This is a genomic window from Actinoplanes sp. G11-F43 (assembly GCF_050589265.1).
Taxonomy (GTDB): Bacteria; Actinomycetota; Actinomycetes; order Mycobacteriales; family Micromonosporaceae; genus Actinoplanes.
The window spans coordinates 1-19,288 of record NZ_JBNZCE010000002.1 but is presented as its reverse complement, the minus strand read 5'-3'; the positions used below and the strand labels follow the sequence as shown (position 1 = coordinate 19,288).

Genomic DNA, 19,288 nt, shown 5'->3' with positions numbered 1-19,288 from the left:
GACGACATGCCCGAGGACCAGATGTGGCGGCCACTCGGGGAGTGCGCCGAGATCGTGGGTCTCTTCGCGGACGTCCCGGCACCCCGGCTGGAGCGCTTCACCCTGGTGGACTGCGAGCCCACTGCGGACGGGTTCGGCAGCCGGCCGCAGTGGCTGGGTGAGGTGGTGCTGGAGACCTTCATCCACGGTGTCGCCCGGCACGACACCTGGCTGGACGATGTGTCGGTGGTCGGCGCGGCTGGCGGCCGGATCGAGTTGACCGGCCGGGTCGGCGAGCAACGGCACCAGCGGCCTGGCGACGAGATCCCCCCGGGCGAGGGCTTCCGTCTGGGCCCTGACTACGACACCACGCTGGTCCGGTGCCGTTCCGTCGAGGGGGTCTTCCGGCATCGCCCCGAGTTGGACACTCCCCCGGTCACGCTGATCGGTTTCCGGCCTGAGCCCTGGTTCCTGGAGAAGATGACCGGTCCGGCGCCACAGCACCACTTGGCCGGCCGGACACGCCAGGAAGCCCGCCTCAGCATCGCTGACCAGGATGAAGCCAGCCGGGATGACGCCGCCCGGGACAACGCTAGGCAGGACGACGCTGCCCGGGACAGCGCTGGGCAGGACAGCACCGACCGCGGGAAGGCCAACGGGAAGGCTGGCAGGGATGGCGACAGAGATGGCTGCGGGGACGCCGACAGGGATGCCGCTGACCGGGACGGGACGGATGGTGGGCTGGTGTCGGACGGGCTCCGGCTGGCGGCCACGATAGAGGCTCGGGCCGCTGACGGACGGCGGATCGACACGCTGGTCTCGGGCATCTTCGCCGACGTGCGGACGGTTCGGGCCTCGGCTCTGGGTGACGGGCTGTTCGATGTGGGGCTCGGTGTGGGGGCCTACGAGACGATTCCCACCGCGGCCCGCCCGCTCTGGGACACCTGGCTGGCTGCGGCACCCACTGAGACCGGCATGTGGCGGGCGCTGGACCCGCGGCTTCGGCACGAGTGGCTACGGCTGGCCCTCGGCTCACGGCGGAGTGGGGGCGAGGATCGGCCGGCCGGTGCCACGTACCACCTGGATGGCAGGCAGGTGACCGATCTCGACGGCTTCTACTGCGCGATCGGCGAAGCGGTCAACGGCCCGGGCGGCTACTTCGGCTGGAACCTGGACGCACTGGATGACTGTCTGTGTGGCGGGTTCGGTGCGTCCACCCCGTTCACGCTGGTCTGGGGAGATGCGGAGATCGCCCGCCGAGCGTTCGGCGCGGAGGAGTTCGGGAAACTGGTCGCCCTGCTGACCGAGCGGGACCGGGTCACCGTGGTCCTGACGTAACGGAGAAGTGCCGTTCTCCTCGGCCGTCGGACCCTTTGCGGCCGATCCCGCGCGGACGGCCCAGGATCACGTGATCTTGGAGGATCTAGAGCCTTGCTCTTGGCTGTGGGCCTGCTCGGGGACTCCCCGCGCGAGCATCCGGCCGCCCGCCGCCCCCTGGCCGAGCTTGGATGATTTGCCACCGGAAAGAACCTTCTCCTCGGCCACTGATCAATCGCAGTCAATCACTCGCGCGGACGACCAGCTCAGCAGAGGTCCAGGTGGATTACCACCGGAAGGAGTCTTGTTCTCGGCTGCCTGATCACTTGCGGTCAATCCCTCGCGCGGACGACCCGCTCAGCTGAGATCTTGGTGGATTTACCACCGGAAACGGTGGTAAATCCGCCAAGGTCGGCCAGGGCGGAGCTGGAAGGCGGACACTCACGCGAGCAATTGACCACGAGCGGGCCAGCCGCCGCGAAGAAGGCTCGAAACGGTGGTAAATCCACCAAGATCAGCCAAGGCGGGGCCGGAAAGCGGACATTCACGCGGGGAGTCCGCGAGCGGGCCGGCAGCCGAGAGCGGTAAACCGACCAAAATCCGCCAGGGCGCCTCGGCGGCTTCATCGCCGGCAACACCCTGGCCCTGGCCACCGCGGGACATTGACGACGAATCGGGCGATGACGCGGAAGAATACTCACAAAGGTGGTGAATAGTCCAAGATCGGCTGGGAAGCGAACGGGCGCGCGGGGAATTGAGCGTGAGCAAGTCGCCGGCCGAGGACGAGGTTCGGAAACGGAAAAGGCCCGCCGGAACCCCGGCGGGCCTTTCTCGGCGTGCTAGCGGTCAGCGACCGGATTTGATCTCTTCGCGCTTGGCGGGGCCGCCGACCGCCGGGGAGACCGGGGCCTCGGCCGGCTTCTCGACCGGGAAGAAGAAGCCCTTGACGGCCGGGGCCAGGGCACCGATCCGGTTCATCTTCTTCGGGACGACCCAGCCGGCGTACTCCAGCGGGATCGGGTGGCCGTGCTCGTCGACCGGGCCGAGCGGCTGGTGGATCTCGACGAACTGGCCGTTCGGCAGCCGCTTGATGATGCCGGTCTCGACACCGTGGGCGAGCACCTGACGGTCGTGCTGCTGCAGACCGAGGCAGATGCGGACCGTGATGTAGTAGGCCAGCGGCGGCAGGATGAGCAGGCCGATCCGGCCGGCCCAGGTCATCGCGTTGAGGCTGATGTGGAACTTGTCGGCGATGACGTCGTTGGCGCCGGAGATGGTGGCGATGACGAAGAACGTCAGGGCCATCATGCCGATGCCGGTGCGCTCCGGGTTGTCGCGCGGGCGCTGCAGCAGGTTGTGCGTGCGCTTGTCCTTCAGCTTGCGGGCTTCCAGCCACGGGTACGCCATGGGCAGCGTGAACAGCGCGCCGAGGCCGACCACGGCGGGCCAGAACATCGGCGGAAGGCTGTAGTTGCCGATGTAGATCTGCCAGTTCGGCATGAGCCGGACCAGGCCGTCCATGAACATGACGTAGAAGTCGGGCTGTGAGGCGGAGGACACCTCGGCCGCGCGGTACGGGCCGAACAGCCAGATCGGGTTGATCTGGAAGAGGCCGGCCATCAGCGCGATGACGCCGAAGACCGCCATGAAGAAGCCGCCCTGCTTCATGGCGTACCGCGGGAACATCCGCTCGCCGACGACGTTGTCGTTGGTCCGCAGCGGGCCGGGCCACTGAGTGTGCTTCTGCTTGAACACGATGCCCAGGTGGGCGGCGATCAGCGCGAGCAGCAGGCCCGGGATGAGCAGCACGTGCGCGATGTAGAACCGGCCGATGATCACGTGGCCGGGGAATTCGCCGTCGAAGATGGCGGCGGAGAGCCAGGTGCCGATGACCGGGAGGGTCAGCATGATCGCCGAGGCGATGCGGAGACCGGTGCCGGACAGGCCGTCGTCGGGCAGCGAGTAGCCGGTGAAGCCGGCGAAGAAGCCCAGCAGGAACAGGACGACGCCGATGACCCAGTTGATCTCACGCGGCTTGCGGAACGCGCCGGTGAAGAAGATGCGCGCCATGTGCACGATGATCGACGCCATGAAGAGCAGCGCCGCCCAGTGGTGCATCTGGCGCACGAACAGACCACCGCGCACCTCGAACGAGATGTTCAGCGACGACTCGTACGCGGCGGACATCATGGTGCCGCGGAGGCCCAGATACTCGCCGTCGTAGGCGACCTCCTTCATCGACGGGTCGAAGAAGAGGGTCAGGAAGATCCCGCTGCCCAGCAGGACGACGAACGAGAACAGGGCGATCTCGCCGAGCAGGAAGGACCAGTGGTCCGGGAAGACCTTGTTCAGCAGGCCACGCAGCGGAGTGGCAGCCTGGAACCGGTCGTCCACCCCCTTGGCGAACGTCTTGGGGGCCTCGGCGAGGTCCATTTTCCGGCGCTTCACGGCCGCTCCCAGAAGTCAGGTCCGACGGTGTCCTTGAAGTCGGACGCTGCCACGAAGAAACCTTCCTCGTCCACTGTAAGCGGCAGCATCGGCAGACGCCGGGTCGCGGGTCCGAAGACCGGCTGCGCGTTATCGGTGATGAGGAACTGTGACTGGTGGCACGGGCAGAGGAGACGGTTGGTCTGCTGCTCGTAGAGGCTGGCGGGGCAGCCCGCGTGCGTGCAGATCTTGGAGTAGGCGACGTAGTTGCCCCACATCGAGCCCTTGTTGCGGCCGTTCTTGTCGCCGTCGGCCGCGGCCCGGGTGGTCGCCGCGTCGTCGGCCCGCAGGTGGATCAGCAGGGTCGGCGAGTCGGCGTGCTCGTTGGTGGCGCCGTGCGGGATGCCCGGGAAGACGGTCATCTGACCACCGGCGCTGACGTCCTCGGGGCGGATCGGGCTGCCGTCCTCGCGGGTCAGCCGGACCGGCTTGCCGCCGTTGCCCGCCGGGTTGAAGCCGGTGCGGTACATCATCGGCTCCTCCCCCTTGTGCGGGTTCTGGATCAGGCCGCCGACCAGCGGGGCCGCGATGGCCAGGCCGAGCGGCGCGGCGCCGAGCGCGATCGCGCCCTTGAGCAGCGGCCGGCGCTGGACGCCGAGCTCGTCACCCAGGTACATGATGGTCTGGCCGGTGATCAGCCGCTCCTCGTCGGAGGACGGGTCGCCGTGCCGGTCCTGGATGGACAGCTCGTGCGGCAGCAGCTTCTTGGCCCAGGCGAGGATCGCGAAGCCGAGGGCGAGCAGGCCGAGGCCGAGGGTGACGCCGAGGATCGGCGTGTAGTAGTCGCTCAGCGAGTGGCCGAGCTCCCACTCCCAGGGCCACACGATGAAGAAGACCAGGAAGGCCAGCGTGAGCGCGCCGGAGAGCAGGAACAGGAAGGAGATGTTGCGGACGATCCGCTTCTCCGCCTTCGAGTTCGGCCCGTGGAAGTGCGACTCGTACGTGACGATCTCGATGTCGTCGCGCCGGAGTCCTTCCTTGACGATGTCGAACCGCGTCATCCGCGGATCGTTGACGTCGACCGGCGGCGTGCCGGTCTCGTCGTGGTGGACCGCCGTCATGACTTCCCCGCAATCCAGAGCGACGTGAAGACCAGAAGCGTGATGCCGACCAGGAAGATCGCCACACCCTCGGTCGACGGCCCGTACCGGCCCAGGTTGAACAGGCCACCCGGGTCGCGGTCGTCCTGGAGCTGGAGGGTGATGTAGGTGATGATCTGCTTCTTCTGCTCCGGCGTCAGCTGGTTGTCACCGAAGACCGGCATGTTCTGCGGGCCGGTCAGCATGGCCGCGTAGAGCTGCTCGGGCGTCGAGGCGCTGAGGCTCGGGGCGAACTTGCCGGAGGAGAGGGCGCCGCCGCCACCGCCGAAGCCGTGGCAGGACGTGCAGTTGACCCGGAACAGCTCACCGCCGCGCGCGAGCGCGTCGGGGTTGGTCTTCAGGTCCTCGACGAGCGGGCCGTCCGGCAGTTCGGCGCCGCCGCCGAGCTCCTGGATGTACTGCGCCAGCTGCTCGGTCTGGGTCTCGTTGAACTGCGGCGGCTTCTGCTCGGCCTGGGCCTCCTGCCGCGCCATCGGCATGCGGCCGGTGCTGACCTGGAACTCCACCGAGGCGGAGCCGGCGCCGATCAGGCTGGGCCCGCGCTCCGTGACACCCTGGCCGTCCCGCCCGTGGCAGGAGATGCAGCTGGTGTCATAGATCGCCTTGCCCTCCTGAGCGGCAGCGGAGAGCTGGACGTTGTCCTCGGCGAAGGCTCCGGGTGTGAAAGCGGTGTAGACGCCGCCGGCCAGGGCCAGGGCGGCGAGCATGCGCACCGCCGCGCCGAGTCGCCGGCGCGCCCGGCTGGGCGCACCGCGCCGCCGGGAGAACACCCGGGCGCGCCTGCGGGCGGGGGTGTCAGAAGTCATGGGTTATGTCCCTCTGGTTTGTTGTTGCGATCCTCGCCGTCGGCGCTGACTACTGAAGCCAATAGATCATGGCGAACAGCGCGATCCACACGACGTCGACGAAGTGCCAGTAGTAGGACACGACGATCGCCGAGGTGGCCTGTGCCGGAGTGAAGCGGCCCATGGTCGTCCGGATCATGTAGATGATGAACGCGACCAGACCACCGGCCACGTGCAGACCATGGAACCCGGTCGTCAGGTAGAACATCGAGCCGTAGCCGTCGGCGTTGATCTTCACGCCGTGGCCCACCAGCACCACGTACTCGTTGACCTGACCGAGGACGAAGATCAGGCCCATCACGAAGGTGATCGTGAACCAGCGCCGCAGCGCGAACACGTCACCCTTCTCGGCCGCGAAGACACCCAACTGACAGGTGACCGAGGAGAGAACCAGGATCACCGTGAATGTTGTGGCGTATGGGATGTTCAACGATTTCGTGTGCTCCTCCCACATGCTGTAGTCCGCAGCACGGATGGAGAAGTACATCGCGAACAACGCCGCGAAGAACATGAGCTCGCTGGAGAGCCACACGATGGTCCCGACGCTGACCATGTTCGGTCGGGTCAGCGAGTGGATCCGGCTCTTGTCGATGGCTGCCGCTGTCACGGCCTCATTATTCATCCGAGATAGGCCCAAGGTCCCCCGGGGTCCCCAATCCGGCCCCCTGGGCAGCCCGGAATATTCTGTGACCAGCGGGTGGGCCTAGCCTCGAGGGGTGGACTCTCACGATTTGCCCCCTCTCGCGGCCGACGGCGGGGATACTGGTCTTCCGCCCTTCACCCCGGCGGCCTTCTTCTCCGAAGTGAACCTGTTCAGCCTGATCGCGCTGGGTCTGTTCGTCTCCGCGGCCCTGTACTGCTACGGCGTCTGGCGCCTCCGGCAGCGCGGCGACCACTGGCCGGCCGGGCGGACCGCGGCCTTCGTCGCGGGTGGACTGGGGTCCATCGCGGCCGTGACGGTCACCGGGATCGAGGCGTACGACACGACCCTGATCTCGGTCCACATGGTCCAGCACATGGTCCTGTCCATGGTGGGGCCGATCTTCCTGGCTCTGGGCGCACCGACGACCCTGGCGCTGCGGCTGCTGACCGGCCGGCCCCGGAAGGTGCTGCTCAGGGTCCTGCACAGCCGGTACGTCCGGGTCCTCACCTTCCCGCTGGTGGCGTTCGGCCTGTTCATCGCGAACCCGTTCGTCCTGTACTTCACCAGCGCGTACCGGCAGACCCTGGAGCACGTCTGGGTGCACGAGTTCGTGCACATCCACTTCATCGTCACCGGCTGCCTGTTCTTCTGGCCGCTGCTGGGGCTGGACCCGTTGCCGAACCGGTGGCCGTACCCGGGCCGGGCTCTGTTGATGGTGTTGAGCGTCCCGTTCCACACCGTGCTCGGCCTGACGATCATGCAGAGCAACGAGCTGCTGGGTGGCGACTGGTACCCGAACCTGGGCCTGAGCTGGCTGGATCCCAAGGCCGACCAGGTCACCGCGGGTGGCATCCTCTGGGCCGGTGGGGAGATCGTCAGCGTCACGATGCTGGGCATCCTGGTGGTCCAGTGGGTCCGTCAGTCGGAACGTGAGGCCAAGCGGATCGACCGGGCGCTTGACCGGCAGGAAGCCGAGGAAAAGGCCGGATAACAAGTTCGGTACGATCGGCGGCACCTAGGACGTGAGGTGGGGCACAAGATGAGCGAGTACACCGTTCTGCTCTACAGCGACGACGCCGCCGTGCGAGACCGGATCCGGCTCGCCATCGGCCCGCGACCTGCCGCTGATCTTCAGGTCGAGTTCGCCGAGGCATCCACCTGGGAGGATTGCCGGCGCCTGCTCGACGAGTACGAGATCGATCTGATGATGCTGGACGGCGAGGCGACCCCCGCCGGTGGCATCGGCATCGCTCGCCAGACCAAGGACGAGTACCAGACTCCCCCGCCCACGTGTGTGGTGATCGCCCGCGCCGCGGACCGATGGCTGGCGGCGTACGCGCAGGTGGACGCCACCCTGATCGCCCCGCTGGACCCGGTGGAGACCGGTCGCACGGTGGCCGGTCTGCTGCGCGCACGCCGTGACGGAGCGATCCCCCTGGGCACCCTGAACACCACGACCTCTTAAAGGGAGGCAGCGCCATGGGCGCACGCACCTGGCCCAATCTGACGAGTTCCCTGCTGAAGGGCGAGGAGCTAGCCACCGCGGACACCGCTTGGGCCATGGGCGAGATCATGGCCGGCAACGCCACTCCGGTGCAGATCGCCGGTTTCGCCGTCGCGCTGCGGGCCAAGGGTGAGACGCCGGGTGAGCTGGCCGGCCTGGTGGAGGCGATGATCGCCAGCGCCACGCTGGTCACGCTTCCGGAGCAGACCCGGACCAGCGCGGTCGACGTGGTCGGCACCGGTGGTGACCGGGCCAACACGGTGAACATCTCCACCATGGCGGCGATCGTGACCGCCTCGGCCGGGGTGACCGTGGTGAAGCACGGCAACCGGTCGGCGTCCTCCACCACCGGCACCGCCGACCTGCTGGAGCACTTCGGCCTGCCGCTGGATCTGGGGCCGGCCGGGGTGGCCCGCACGGTCGCCGAGGCGAACATCGGGTTCTGTTTCGCGGCCCGCTACCACGCGGGCATGCGGCACGCCTCGGTCCCCCGGCGGGAGCTGGGTGTGCCGACGTTCTTCAACGTGCTGGGCCCGCTGACCAACCCGGCCCGCCCGACGGCGGCGGCGGTCGGCTGTTTCGACCCGCGGATGGCTCCGGTGATGGCCGAGGTGTTCGCCCGGCGCGGTGACTCGGCGCTGGTGATGCGCGGTGAGGACGGCCTGGACGAGTTCACCACGGCGGCCGCCACGCGGGTCTGGCTGGCCCGTGGCGGCAAGGTGGAGGAGCTGCTGGTGGATTCGGTGGACCTGGGCCTGCCGCGCAGCCAGCCGGCCGATCTGCGGGGCGGGGACGTGGCGTTCAACGCCGACGTGGCCCGCCGGACGTTCGCCGGTGAGCAGGGCCCGGTGCGGGATGCCGTGCTGCTCAACGCGGCGGCGGCGTTCGCGGCGCACAGCGGTTTCCCCGGTGACTTCCACGAGACGCTGCGGGCCGGCATCAAGCGGGCCGCCGAGGCGATCGACTCTGGCGCCACCACCGCCCAGCTGGACCGGTGGGTGGCCGCCGCACAGGCCGCGAAGGCCGCTGAGTAGCGGGATTTTCCGACAACACGCCGCCCGAATTACCCGATTTCATGACAAAGGCGTGACAACGTCTGAATGGCATTCGGGTAATTCCACTCTCCCGCGAAGGAGACTCCCGTGCAGGAACGCGAACTCCGTTGCGTCATCTGCGACGGCGACATGCTCTTCGAAGTGCCGCCCTGCGAGGACGGCCACGACGAGTGCCCGGAACTGGTCTGCACCCGCTGCGGCGCCGCCGAGGTGGTCGCGCCGATCGTCGTACACCTCTGGAACCCCGGAAAGGGCCGGGTCGCTCCGGCTCAGCGCACCGCGGCGTAGAACCTTTCGGGGGTACGCCTACCCGAGGCACTGTGGCTACCCCGCGAGCGATGCGTCCCACCGGACCGTCCGGCGACCGCCGGGCGAATGCGGCCCCGCACGGAAAACGCCCGCTCCCTCGATGAGGGGCGGGCGTTACCGGTGTCTGAGGCTTACAGGTGCGCCTCGGGGTGGCGGGTGCCCGAGTAGTACTCGAACAGCATGCCGCACGCGGTGAAGACCACGCAGATCAGGCCGAACACCAGCAGCCACCACATCCAGAACACCAGGCCGATGCCGGCGATCGAGGCGGACAGGGCGATACCGAACGGCCAGTAGCTGCCCGGGCTGAAGAAGCCGACCTCACCGGCGCCCTCGGCGATCTCGCCGTCCTCCCGGTCCTCCGGCCGCAGGTCGATGCGGCGGGCGACGAACCAGAAGAAGCCGGCGCACATCGTGCAGAGCAGGCCGGACAGGACCAGGGCGACGACGCCGACCCACTCCATGCCACCGCTGTAGCCCTGACCACTGCCGTCGTTGACGACGTTGTGGGTGTAGACCCCGTACACGGCGGCCGCGCCGAACAGGAACACGGCGACCGCCGCGAAGATCTTGTATTCGGTCCTCACGTCAGTCCTACTTCCCCGCGGCTACGGTCTCGGGCGAGTTCCAGGTGTGCGCCTGGCGCCGGGTGTTGAACGGCGAGGTGCGCGTCGCGTACGGATCCTCACCGATGGCGGTGAGCGCCTCCTGCGTCGACTGGCCGGCCGTCTTCGCCGCGAGGAACTGGTCGAACTTCTCCGGCGTGGTCACCACCAGCTCGAAGTTCATGAACGCGTGGTAGGTGCCGCACAGCTCGGCGCACCGGCCGACGTAACGGCCGTCCTTGTCGAGGGTGACCTCGAAGACGTTGCGCACCGATCCGGGGAACACGTCCCGCTTGAACAGCATCTCCGGCACCCAGAACGAGTGGATGACGTCCTTGCTGGTCTCCTCGAACCGGATCTTCTGCCCCATCGGCAGGACCAGGATCGGGATGACGTCCGACGAACCGACCGTGGAGGCGACCGTGTTGGCCTGCTCACCCATGCCGTCGCGGTAGTTGAACTGCCAGTTCCACTTGAACGCCACGACCTCGACGACCTGGTCGGGGTTCTTGGACAGCTTGTCCACGTTGGTCTGCACGATCGCGGTGTAGTAGAAGAGCACCGCGACGATCAGGACCGGCGTCACCGTGTAGAGGATCTCCATCGGCATGTTGAACCGGGTCTGCACGGGCAGCTCTTCGCCACGCTTGCGGTACCGGATCACACACCAGAAGATCAGGCCCCACACCCCGATGCCGACCGTGAGGGCGGCGATCGTGGACGCGATCCACAGGTCGTACATCTCATGGGCTTGAAGCGTGATGCCCCGGCTCGGCCAGCCGAAGTGGCCGAACGCGTTGCCCCAATCCTCGATCGAACAGCCCGAGAGCAGCATCAGCAGCGTCACGCCACCGAGACCCAGCCCGGCCGCCCGGCCTACTGCCCGCGGCCTTCTGGCCGAACTCCTTGCGCCCACCTGCTCATGCCTCCTTAGCAGCGCCGCCTGCCGAAACCGGACACCTGGCGGCAAGGCTCACCGACGGTCGCACACTACTCGACCAGGACCGGGCCGCCCGCCACCGGGGGGCGATGGGCCCCTTTTGACAAGGGGTCGTCCGGGAAAACACCCGGACAACCGGACGATACCGTTCCCTGTGTGGATTACACAGGCGATCCGGCCGGGGCGCACTCTTACCTCGACGCCGCTACCGCCGCGCCGCTCCATCCGGTAGCCCGGGAGGCGCTGGTCGCGTCGCTGGCGGACGGGTGGGCCGACCCGACCAGGCTTTATGCGGCGGGCCGGCGGGCGCAACGGTTGCGGGAGGCGTCGGCCGAGGCCGTCGCGGAGACATTGGGGGTACGCCCGGACGAGCTCACGTTCCGGCCCTCGGGGGCCGCGGCGGCCCAGGCGGCGGTGCTCGGCGGGCTCGGTGGCCGGCGGCGGGCCGGGAGGGTCCTGGTGCACTCGGCGATCGAGCATTCGGCGGTGCTGCACGCGGCGCGGACCACCGAGGCCGCCGAGGTGGGGGTGGACCGGCTGGGCCGGCTCGACCTGGACGCCTGGACGGCCGCCGTCCAGCGGCCCGGGGTGGCCCTGGCGTGCCTGATCAGCGCCAGTCACGAGGTGGGCACGGTGCAGCCGGTGGCCGAGGCCGCCGAGGCGTGCGCCACGGCCGGTGTGCCGCTCTTCGTGGACGCCGCGCAGACCGCCGGGCGCGCTCCGCTGCCGTCCGGCTGGTCGCTGCTGAGCGCCAGCGCCCACAAGTGGGGTGGCCCGGCCGGGGTGGGTCTGCTGGTGGTGCGCAAGGGGGTGCGCTGGCTGTCCCCGTACCCCGAGGACGATCCGCACCGGCCCAACAGCGACCCGGCCTCGCCCGGCCTGCCGCAAGTGGTCGCGGCGGCCGCGAGTCTGCGGGCGGCGGTGGCCGAGGCGGCGGGCGAGGCGGTCCGGCTGAGCGCGCTCGTCGACCGGATCCGGGAGCGGGTGGCCGCCACCGTGCCGGACGTGGAGATCGTCGGCGACCCGGTCCGGCGGCTGCCCCACCTGGTGACCTTCAGCTGCCTGTACGTGGACGGCGAGGCCCTGCTGCACGCCCTGGACCGGCGTGGCTTCGCGGTCTCGTCCGGTTCGTCGTGCACGTCGTCGACGCTGCGCCCGAGCCATGTGCTGGAGGCGATGGGTGTGCTCAGTCACGGCAACGTGCGGGTGTCGCTGCACCGGGAGACCACCGAGGCGGACGTGGAGCGGTTCCTGGCCGTGCTGCCCGGTGTGGTGGCCGACATCAGGGCGGAGGCCGGGTTCTGATCACCCTGGACTGCCGTGGGCTGCGCTGTCCGATTCCCATCATCCGGCTGGCGAAGGCGATGCCGGGGGTGGCGGTCGGCGAGGTGGTGCGGGTGCTCGCCGACGACCCGGCCGCGGCCAACGACATCCCCGCCTGGTGCCGGATGAAGGGCCAGGAGTTCGTCGCGGCCGACGGCCACGCCTACGACGTGCGCAGAGTCACTTGAGGTAATCGACCACCGACGGCACCGGATCCTTGGCCAGATAGGTGTCGACGACCAGGCGGGGGCCGAGGTACGGCTCGTACTCCGCCTGGCGCTCCAGGACCCGGACCCAGTCCGGGATGCCCTCGTGATCGCGGTTCTGGAACCGTTCCTCGACCCGGCGCCGGTGCTCGTCGTCGTCGCCGCAGACCACCTCGACCACCCGCAGCGGCACCTGCATCCGGTCGGCCAGGTCGGTCCACAGCTCACGGGCCGCCCGGACCGGGTTGACCGCGTCGATGATCACGTGGTGCCCGATCCGGAGCTGCTCCTCGGCGAGCGCGGCCACCACGCCGTAGGCGGCGAAGCCCGGCCGGTGCTCGTGCACGCCGTAGCGCCGCAGGGTGAAGTCGACGGTGTCGACGGCGAGGACCGCCGCGGGCAGCTCGGCTGCGACCGCGGCGGCCAGGGTGCTCTTGCCGACTCCGGGGAGTCCGGCGAATACCGCTAGAACCATTTCTTCAGGTCTACGCGCTCAGCTCGGCAGGAAGGGCGAGATCTCGGCAGCCGCCTCGTCGCCGTACGCCCCGGCGAACCGCTTGACGAACTCGGTGGGGACCACGTCGTACTCCTGGGTGCCGACCGTCTCCAGCACCAGGGCGGCGATCAGCGAGCCGATCTGGGCGGACCGCTCCAGGCCGAGCCCCCACGAGACACCGGCCAGGAACCCGGCCCGGAAGCCGTCGCCGACACCGGTCGGGTCCTCGCCGATCACGTCCGGGACGACCGGCACGTGGATCCGCTCGATGCCCTTGCCGGTGATCTCCGCGCCGCCGCTGCCCAGCGTGGTCACCCGGATCTTGACGTGCTCCAGCACCTGGTCGCCGGTCAGCCCGGCCTTCGTCTCCAGGAGGGAGCGCTCGTACTCGTTGGTCATCAGGAACTCGGCGCCGCTGATCAGGCTCAGCACGTCCGAGCCGTCCACCCGGGCCAGCTGCTGCGACGGGTCGGCGATGAAGCGGTAACCCCGGGAGCGGCACTCCTCGGCGTGCCGGAGCATGGCGGCCGGGTCGTTCGCCCCGATCAGCACCAGGTCCAGGCCGCCGGCCCGCTCGCTCACCGGGGCCAGCTCGATGTTGCGGGCCTCGGACATCGCACCCGCGTAGAACGAGGCGATCTGGTTCAGATCGTCGTCGGTGGTGCAGACGAACCGGGCGGTGTGCGCCACGTCACTGATGTGCACCGAGTCGCAGTCCACCCCGTGCCGCTCCAGCCACGACCGGTAGTCGGCGAAGTCCGCGCCGACCGCACCGATCAGGATCGGCCGCAGACCCAGCTTGCCCATCCCGAAGGCGATGTTCGGGGCCACGCCGCCGCGCCGGACCACCAGGTCGTCGACGAGGAACGAGAGCGAGACCTTGTGCAGCTGGTCAGCGATGAGCTGGTCAGCGAACCGGCCCGGGAAGTGCATCAGATGGTCGGTGGCGATCGAGCCGGTGACGGCGATCTTCATGTCGGCCCTCAGGGTTGGGGAGCAGGGGGTCGTTACGGCTAGAGACTACCGGGCGGGAGAACGGAACAGGCCGTCCCGTTCAACGGGACGGCCTGTTCGGAGGTAGCGGCGTCGACTCAGTGGAACGAGTCACCACAGGCGCAGGAGTTCTGCGCGTTCGGGTTGTCGATGGTGAAGCCCTGCGCGTCGATCCGGTCGGCGAAGTCGATGGTCGCGCCCGCCAGGTAGGGAGCGCTCATCCGGTCCACCACGACCTCGACGCCGTCGAAGTCGTTCACGACGTCGCCGTCGAGCGAACGCTCGTCGAAGAAGAGCTGGTAGCGCAGGCCGGAGCAGCCACCGGGCTGTACGGCGATGCGCAGGCGCAGGTCGTCGCGCCCTTCCTGCTCGATCAGGGCCTTGACCTTAACCGCGGCGACGTCGGTGAGGACGACGCCGGTCGGGGCGGTCGCCTCGGTCGACTCGGTGTGCGCTTCAGTGGTCACGTAGGTATCTCCCTGCCAGGTGCGGACATGTGCCGTACAGGACCAACGCTAACCCCATTCCCAGGGATTCCCAATCCGGGGGAAATCCAGATCACCTACTCCACTGCTCAGACATCCGGGCAGCGAGTTCCCGCAGCCCGCGGGCCGGTTCACTCAGGGCCGTCTCGACACTGCCGAAATGCTCCACCAGGGTGTGCGTCTCGGTCACTCCCGCGGCCGACGCCTCCCGCTGGCCGGTCTCGTTGCGCCCGGCCAGCACCACACACGGCAGGCCGCGCTCCTGGGCGCCGGCCGCGATCCCGGCCACCACCTTGCCGCGCAGCGACTGGTGGTCGAACGAGCCCTCACCGGTGATCACCAGGTCGGCCGCGTCCAGCTCCCGGTCCAGGCCGATCAGATTCGTGACCAGGTTGATACCCGAGGTGACCCGGCCGCCCAGGGCGATCAGCGCGGCGCCGATCCCGCCGGCCGCCCCACCCCCGGGCGCCAGGGCCAGGCCGGTGATCCCGAACGCCGACTCCAGCACCCCGGCGAAGTTCTCCAGCGCCGCGTCCAGCAGCAGCACGTCCTCCCGGGAGGCGCCCTTCTGCGGGCCGAACACGTTGCTGGCGCCGTGCAGGCCGGTCAGCGGGTTGTCGACGTCGGTCGCGGCCACCAGCCGCACCTGGCGCAGCCGCGGCACCCCACCGAGCGCGGTGGCGGCGGACAGGGCGGCTCCCCCGTACGGCAGGGCCAGCCCGGCCACGTCCAGGGGCGCCGCGCCGAGAGCGGCGAGCATGCCGGCACCCGCGTCGTTGACCGCCGAGCCGCCGAGCCCGACCACGATCTCGGCCGCGCCGGTCTCCACCGCGGCCGCCAGCAGCAGGCCCAGGCCGTACGACGTGGTGGTCCGGGGGTTTCGCTCCTCGACCGTGAGCAGGTGCAGACCGCAGGCCTGCGCGCTCTCCACGTACGCGACGCCGCCCGCGTAGAGGATCTCGCCCCGGGCCGGGCGGCCCAGCGGGTCGACCGTCTCCACCGGGATCCGCCGGCCCTCCAGGGCGGTGGCGAGGACCTCGACGAATCCGGGGCCGCCGTCGGCGAGCGGCCGTTGGATCAGAACGTCGCCGGGGACGGTCCAGCCGTCCGCGACGGCCTGGGCGACTTCAGGGGCGGAGAGGGTACCGGCGAACTTGTCCGGGCAGATCAGTACGCGCACCCCGCGAGTGTGGCAGCCCACTCTCCGGGGCGCAGCTACCGTCCCAGACGCTGTGCGACCATGGGCGGCGTGACGTCGACCTGGACCGAACCCTCTGACTCCCCGTTGACCCTGCTCCTGCTGGGTAAGGGCGTGGACCCCGCCTCGGAGCGTGGCGTCGACTGCCCCGGCGAACTCCCCGCCCCCAGCGACCCGGATCTGGTCGCCCGCGCGACGGCGGCCAAGGCGGCGCTCGGCGACCGGGTGTTCGTTCTCGGCCACCACTACCAGCGTGACGAGGTGATCCGGTTCGCCGACGTCACCGGGGACTCGTTCAAGCTCGCCCAGCAGGCCGCCGCCCGGCCGGACGCCGAGTTCATCGTCTTCTGCGGCGTGCACTTCATGGCGGAGAGCGCCGACATCCTCACCAAGCCGGAGCAGCGGGTGATCCTGCCCGACCTGGCGGCCGGCTGCTCGATGGCCGACATGGCGGTGCTCGGCCAGGTCGAGACCGCGTGGGAGCACTTCGAGGACCTCGGCATCACCGGCCAGATCGTGCCCGTGACGTACATGAACTCGTCGGCCGACATCAAGGGCTTCGTCGGGCGTAACTCCGGCGTGGTCTGCACCTCGTCCAACGCCAAGCGGGCTCTGGACTGGTCGTTCGAGCAGGGTTCCAAGGTGTTCTTCCTGCCCGACCAGCACCTCGGGCGCAACACCGCGGTCCTGGAGATGGGCTTCGAGCTGGACGACTGCGTCCTCTACGACCCGCACAAGCCCAAGGGCGGCCTGACCGACGAGCAGCTGATCAACGCGCGGATGATCCTCTGGCGCGGGCACTGCTCGGTGCACGGCCGGTTCACCCTGGACAGCGTGCGTGAGGTCCGTGAGCGGGTGCCCGGGGTCAACGTGCTGGTCCACCCGGAGTGCCGGCACGAGGTGGTGCGGGCCGCCGACTTCGTCGGCTCGACCGAGTACATCATCAAGGCCCTGGACGCGGCGCCGGCCGGTTCGGCGTGGGCGGTGGGGACCGAGCTCAACCTGGTCCGCCGGCTGGCGCTGGCCCACCCGGACAAGCAGATCATGTTCCTCGACCGGACGGTCTGCTACTGCTCGACGATGAACCGGATCGACCTCCCCCATCTGGTCTGGACCTTGGAGGAGCTGGTCGCCGGCCGCGTCCCCAACGTGATCACCGTCGACGAGAAGACGGCCCACGAGGCCCGGGTCGCCCTGGACCAGATGCTCGCCCTGCCGTGACTCTCCGTAGTCAAACGAATCCACCCCTTCGGTGGATGTCTTAAGACTTGCTTAGTCAAGAGCATTAGACGGCGATTCACGCCTTGCCACGGCTGCCGTGGTTGTCACTCAGCGCTATGCTTCCCCGGTTGCAGAATCGGGTACCCCCGCCCGCGCTCTGCTTACTCGATCCTCGGGCGTTCCGGCGCCCACCGGCTGGAGGTTACGTTGACCGACGATGTCCTGATCGTGCACGGTGGAACGCCGCTGCAGGGGCAGATCCGGGTCCGTGGCGCCAAGAATCTCGTCAGCAAGGCCATGGTCGCCGCGCTGCTCGGAGAGACCCCGAGCCGCCTGTTCGACGTTCCGCGGATCCGCGACGTCGAGGTGGTCAGTGGCCTTCTCGAGCTGCACGGTGTCAAGGTCGCCGCCGGCGTCGAGGACGGCGAGCTGGTGATGGACCCCACCAATGTGGAGTCCGCCAGCACCGACGAGATCAATGTGCACGCGGGTTCGAGCCGCATCCCGATCCTGCTCTGCGGCCCACTGCTGCACCGCCTCGGGCACGCGTTCATCCCGGACCTGGGCGGATGCCACATCGGCCCGCGCCCGATCGACTTTCACATCAAGGCGCTGCGTGAGTTCGGCGCGATCGTCGACAAGACCCCCGAGGGCATGCACCTGAGCGCCCCCAACGGTCTGCACGGCGCCAAGCTCGAACTGCCCTACCCCAGCGTCGGCGCCACCGAGCAGGTGCTGCTCACCGCCGTCCGCGCCGAGGGTGTCACCGAACTGCGCAACGCGGCCATCGAGCCGGAGATCATGGACCTCATCTGCATCCTGCAGAAGATGGGCGCGATCATCACGGTGCACACCGACCGGGTCATCGAGATCCAGGGCGTGCCCCGGCTGTACGGCTACGAGCACAAGCCGATCCCGGACCGCATCGAGGCCGCCAGCTGGGCCGCCGCCGCGCTCGCCACCCGTGGCGAGATCGAGGTCATCGGCGCCCGCCAGGCCGACATGATGACGTTCCTCAACGTCTTCCGGTCCATCGGCGGCGAGCTGAAGATCACCGACGACCGGGTGGCCCGCGAGGGCGTGTCCGGCGCCGAGGGCGGCATCAAGTTCTGGCACCCCGGCGGCGAGCTCAAGGCCGTGGCGCTGGAGACCGACGTGCACCCCGGCTTCATGACCGACTGGCAGCAGCCGCTGGTGGTCGCCCTGACCCAGGCGCACGGCATCTCGATCATGCACGAGACGGTGTACGAGCAGCGGCTCGGCTACACCGAGGCGCTCAACTCGATGGGCGCCACCATCCAGGTCTACCGCGACTGCCTGGGTGGCACCCCGTGCCGGTTCGGCCGCCGCAACTTCATGCACTCCGCGGTCATCGCCGGCCCGTCCAAGCTGCACGCGGCCGACCTGCGCATCCCCGACCTGCGGGCCGGGTTCGCGCACCTGATCGCGGCGCTCGCCGCCGAGGGCACCTCCCGGGTGTACGGCGTCGACCTGATCAAGCGCGGGTACGAGGACTTCGAGGCCAAGCTGGCCGCCCTCGGCGCCCACGTCGAGCGTCCCTGACGGTTCTCCGCCGGCCGTTCGGTCGCCGCTCTTTTGCCGGCCGAACGGCCACCGCTCTTCTGCCGGCCGCCCGACCGCGGCTCATTCGTCAGCCGCCCGGACGCGGCTCTCTTGTCGGCCGTCCGGACGCGGCTCTTTGTCGGCCGCGGCTGCGGCTCATTTGTCGGCCGTTCGGCTGCCGCCCGGCTCCGGCCGGGCGGTTCCGGTGGCGGGATCAGCCCGATTTAGTCACGATCAACGGCGCGGTGTGTGACACGCCGCGCCGTTTGGCTACGCTTCTGTCGTGTCCCCGCTGTTTCGCCGCAAGCCAGACGACCTCGTCGCCGACGCGACCTCCTCGGTAACGCCGGAGGAGCCCGCCGTCGCGCACCCCAAGGGCTACACCCCCAGCAAGAAAGAGCTCGGTGTGGCGACGCCCAAGCGGGTCGCCCAGGGCCGCCGGGTGCAGGATCCCGCCCCGGCCAGCCGCAAAGAGGCCTACAAGCAGTTGCGTGAGCGGCAGCGGGCCGAGCGGCTGGAAGCCTCCGAGGGCATGCGCAACGGCGACGAGCGCTACCTGCTGGCCCGTGACCGCGGCCCGGAGCGCTCCCTGGTGCGTGACATCGTCGACTCCCGCCGCACCGTCGGGTCGTACTTCATCGGTGGCGCGGTGGTCGTCCTGATCGGTTCGTCGATCGCCATCCCGGCCGTGCAGCTCGCCAGCAACCTGCTGTGGGCCGCCCTGGCCCTCGGCGTCCTGATCGACAGCATCTTCATCGCCCGCCGGATCAAGAAGCAGATCACCACCCGCTTCCCGCAGACCCAGCAGCGGCTCGGCGGGCTGTATTTCTACGGCATCATGCGCGGCCTGACCTTCCGCCGGATGCGCATCCCGAAGCCGAAGGTGGGGCTGGGCGCCACCGTCTGACACCCTTCCCCCGAAGTTCTCCCGAAACGCGGAGGCCCCTCCCGGCCTCCGCGTTTCGTGCGTCCGGCCTCAGTTCGTGTGCCGCTTTGTGGCCCGATTCGGGCCACAAAGC

Annotated in this window: 20 protein-coding genes; 10 read left to right on the top strand and 10 right to left on the bottom strand. The window is 69.2% G+C overall.

What is annotated here, in order from left to right; translation table 11 throughout:
• The first annotated feature begins 6 nt into the window (after window positions 1-6).
• Entirely contained in the window at window positions 7-1,317 is a 1,311-nt protein-coding gene (locus ACQ0O7_RS00965) for a barstar family protein (RefSeq protein ID WP_430779784.1), read from the top strand.
• Between the two features lie 825 nt (window positions 1,318-2,142).
• On the opposite strand, the gene qcrB is transcribed toward ACQ0O7_RS00965, so the two are convergent.
• The 4 genes from qcrB to ctaE are packed head-to-tail and all read right to left on the bottom strand — an operon-like array spanning window position 2,143 to window position 6,335.
• On the bottom strand, window positions 2,143-3,744 hold the full coding sequence (gene qcrB, locus ACQ0O7_RS00960; protein ID WP_430779783.1) for a cytochrome bc1 complex cytochrome b subunit: 1,602 nt from the start codon (window positions 3,742-3,744) through the stop codon (window positions 2,143-2,145).
• Window positions 3,741-4,844 carry a cytochrome bc1 complex Rieske iron-sulfur subunit gene (gene qcrA, locus ACQ0O7_RS00955; RefSeq protein WP_430779782.1) on the bottom strand — a complete coding sequence of 368 codons (1,104 nt, stop codon included), beginning with the start codon at window positions 4,842-4,844 and terminating at the stop codon, window positions 3,741-3,743. Before qcrA ends, qcrB begins: the two co-directional genes overlap by 4 nt.
• Window positions 4,841-5,689 carry a cytochrome bc1 complex diheme cytochrome c subunit gene (gene qcrC / locus ACQ0O7_RS00950; protein WP_430779781.1) on the bottom strand — a complete coding sequence of 283 codons (849 nt, stop codon included), beginning with the start codon at window positions 5,687-5,689 and terminating at the stop codon, window positions 4,841-4,843. The genes qcrA and qcrC overlap by 4 nt, the downstream gene beginning before the upstream one ends.
• Before the next feature lie 49 nt (window positions 5,690-5,738).
• On the bottom strand, window positions 5,739-6,335 hold the full coding sequence (gene ctaE / locus ACQ0O7_RS00945) for an aa3-type cytochrome oxidase subunit III (protein ID WP_430779780.1): 597 nt from the start codon (window positions 6,333-6,335) through the stop codon (window positions 5,739-5,741).
• Between the two features lie 109 nt (window positions 6,336-6,444).
• Here ctaE and ACQ0O7_RS00940 point away from each other — a divergent pair, with 109 nt between their 5' ends.
• From ACQ0O7_RS00940 to ACQ0O7_RS00925, 4 genes are all read left to right on the top strand, one after another.
• The gene (locus ACQ0O7_RS00940) at window positions 6,445-7,362 is read left to right on the top strand and encodes a cytochrome c oxidase assembly protein (protein ID WP_430779779.1); all 918 of its coding nucleotides are present in this window, start codon (window positions 6,445-6,447) and stop codon (window positions 7,360-7,362) included.
• A gap of 48 nt (window positions 7,363-7,410) precedes the next feature.
• A complete protein-coding gene (locus ACQ0O7_RS00935; RefSeq protein WP_430779778.1) occupies window positions 7,411-7,836 on the top strand; it encodes a hypothetical protein in 426 nt (141 codons plus the stop codon).
• Window positions 7,837-7,850: 14 nt separating this feature from the next.
• On the top strand, window positions 7,851-8,909 hold the full coding sequence (trpD, locus tag ACQ0O7_RS00930) for an anthranilate phosphoribosyltransferase (RefSeq protein ID WP_430779777.1): 1,059 nt from the start codon (window positions 7,851-7,853) through the stop codon (window positions 8,907-8,909).
• 108 nt (window positions 8,910-9,017) lie between these two features.
• Window positions 9,018-9,218 (top strand): hypothetical protein, encoded by a 201-nt coding sequence (locus ACQ0O7_RS00925; protein WP_430779776.1) that lies wholly within the window; start codon window positions 9,018-9,020, stop codon window positions 9,216-9,218.
• A 152-nt stretch (window positions 9,219-9,370) separates the two neighbouring features.
• Here ACQ0O7_RS00925 and ACQ0O7_RS00920 read toward each other — a convergent pair whose 3' ends face one another.
• Both ACQ0O7_RS00920 and ctaC read right to left on the bottom strand, forming a co-directional pair.
• Complete coding sequence (locus ACQ0O7_RS00920; RefSeq protein ID WP_430779775.1) at window positions 9,371-9,826, bottom strand: cytochrome c oxidase subunit 4; 456 nt, start codon at window positions 9,824-9,826, stop codon at window positions 9,371-9,373.
• Window positions 9,827-9,833: 7 nt separating this feature from the next.
• Window positions 9,834-10,679, bottom strand: a complete 846-nt coding sequence (gene ctaC, locus ACQ0O7_RS00915; RefSeq protein WP_430779957.1) for an aa3-type cytochrome oxidase subunit II — start codon at window positions 10,677-10,679, stop codon at window positions 9,834-9,836.
• A gap of 261 nt (window positions 10,680-10,940) precedes the next feature.
• On the opposite strand from ctaC, the gene ACQ0O7_RS00910 reads away from it, so the two are divergent.
• Together ACQ0O7_RS00910 and ACQ0O7_RS00905 are read left to right on the top strand one after the other, a co-directional pair.
• Complete coding sequence (locus ACQ0O7_RS00910) at window positions 10,941-12,089, top strand: cysteine desulfurase family protein (protein ID WP_430779774.1); 1,149 nt, start codon at window positions 10,941-10,943, stop codon at window positions 12,087-12,089.
• Window positions 12,086-12,295, top strand: coding sequence for a sulfurtransferase TusA family protein (locus tag ACQ0O7_RS00905; RefSeq protein ID WP_430779956.1), 210 nt, complete (start codon window positions 12,086-12,088; stop codon window positions 12,293-12,295). Before ACQ0O7_RS00910 ends, ACQ0O7_RS00905 begins: the two co-directional genes overlap by 4 nt.
• Here the strand turns inward: ACQ0O7_RS00905 and ACQ0O7_RS00900 are convergent.
• The 4 genes from ACQ0O7_RS00900 to ACQ0O7_RS00885 form a co-directional block, all read right to left on the bottom strand.
• On the bottom strand, window positions 12,288-12,788 hold the full coding sequence (locus ACQ0O7_RS00900) for an AAA family ATPase (protein WP_430779773.1): 501 nt from the start codon (window positions 12,786-12,788) through the stop codon (window positions 12,288-12,290). The two genes, ACQ0O7_RS00905 and ACQ0O7_RS00900, sit on opposite strands and share 8 nt — an antisense overlap.
• Window positions 12,789-12,806: 18 nt before the next feature.
• On the bottom strand, window positions 12,807-13,784 hold the full coding sequence (locus ACQ0O7_RS00895; RefSeq protein ID WP_430779772.1) for a carbohydrate kinase family protein: 978 nt from the start codon (window positions 13,782-13,784) through the stop codon (window positions 12,807-12,809).
• Between the two features lie 116 nt (window positions 13,785-13,900).
• A complete protein-coding gene (erpA, locus tag ACQ0O7_RS00890) occupies window positions 13,901-14,269 on the bottom strand; it encodes an iron-sulfur cluster insertion protein ErpA (protein WP_430779771.1) in 369 nt (122 codons plus the stop codon).
• Between the two features lie 91 nt (window positions 14,270-14,360).
• A complete protein-coding gene (locus ACQ0O7_RS00885; RefSeq protein WP_430779770.1) occupies window positions 14,361-15,467 on the bottom strand; it encodes a glycerate kinase family protein in 1,107 nt (368 codons plus the stop codon).
• A gap of 60 nt (window positions 15,468-15,527) precedes the next feature.
• Here ACQ0O7_RS00885 and nadA point away from each other — a divergent pair, with 60 nt between their 5' ends.
• From nadA to ACQ0O7_RS00870, 3 genes are all read left to right on the top strand, one after another.
• Window positions 15,528-16,706: a quinolinate synthase NadA gene (nadA, locus tag ACQ0O7_RS00880; protein ID WP_430779769.1), complete on the top strand. Its 1,179-nt coding sequence runs from the start codon at window positions 15,528-15,530 to the stop codon at window positions 16,704-16,706.
• A 207-nt stretch (window positions 16,707-16,913) separates the two neighbouring features.
• Window positions 16,914-18,269 carry a UDP-N-acetylglucosamine 1-carboxyvinyltransferase gene (gene murA / locus ACQ0O7_RS00875; protein WP_430779768.1) on the top strand — a complete coding sequence of 452 codons (1,356 nt, stop codon included), beginning with the start codon at window positions 16,914-16,916 and terminating at the stop codon, window positions 18,267-18,269.
• 283 nt (window positions 18,270-18,552) lie between these two features.
• Window positions 18,553-19,176, top strand: a complete 624-nt coding sequence (locus ACQ0O7_RS00870) for a DUF3043 domain-containing protein (RefSeq protein WP_430779767.1) — start codon at window positions 18,553-18,555, stop codon at window positions 19,174-19,176.
• Window positions 19,177-19,288: the final 112 nt, after the last annotated feature.

Coding starts and splice junctions, on each gene's coding strand:
- ACQ0O7_RS00935 (WP_430779778.1), top strand. CDS start 7,411: ATGAGCGAGTACACCGTTCTGCTCTACAGCGACGACGCCGCCGTGCGA.
- qcrA (WP_430779782.1), bottom strand. CDS start 4,844: ATGACGGCGGTCCACCACGACGAGACCGGCACGCCGCCGGTCGACGTC.
- trpD (WP_430779777.1), top strand. CDS start 7,851: ATGGGCGCACGCACCTGGCCCAATCTGACGAGTTCCCTGCTGAAGGGC.
- ACQ0O7_RS00900 (WP_430779773.1), bottom strand. CDS start 12,788: ATGGTTCTAGCGGTATTCGCCGGACTCCCCGGAGTCGGCAAGAGCACC.
- ACQ0O7_RS00965 (WP_430779784.1), top strand. CDS start 7: ATGCCCGAGGACCAGATGTGGCGGCCACTCGGGGAGTGCGCCGAGATC.
- qcrC (WP_430779781.1), bottom strand. CDS start 5,689: ATGACTTCTGACACCCCCGCCCGCAGGCGCGCCCGGGTGTTCTCCCGG.
- ctaC (WP_430779957.1), bottom strand. CDS start 10,679: ATGCTGCTCTCGGGCTGTTCGATCGAGGATTGGGGCAACGCGTTCGGC.
- nadA (WP_430779769.1), top strand. CDS start 15,528: ATGGGCGGCGTGACGTCGACCTGGACCGAACCCTCTGACTCCCCGTTG.
- ACQ0O7_RS00895 (WP_430779772.1), bottom strand. CDS start 13,784: ATGAAGATCGCCGTCACCGGCTCGATCGCCACCGACCATCTGATGCAC.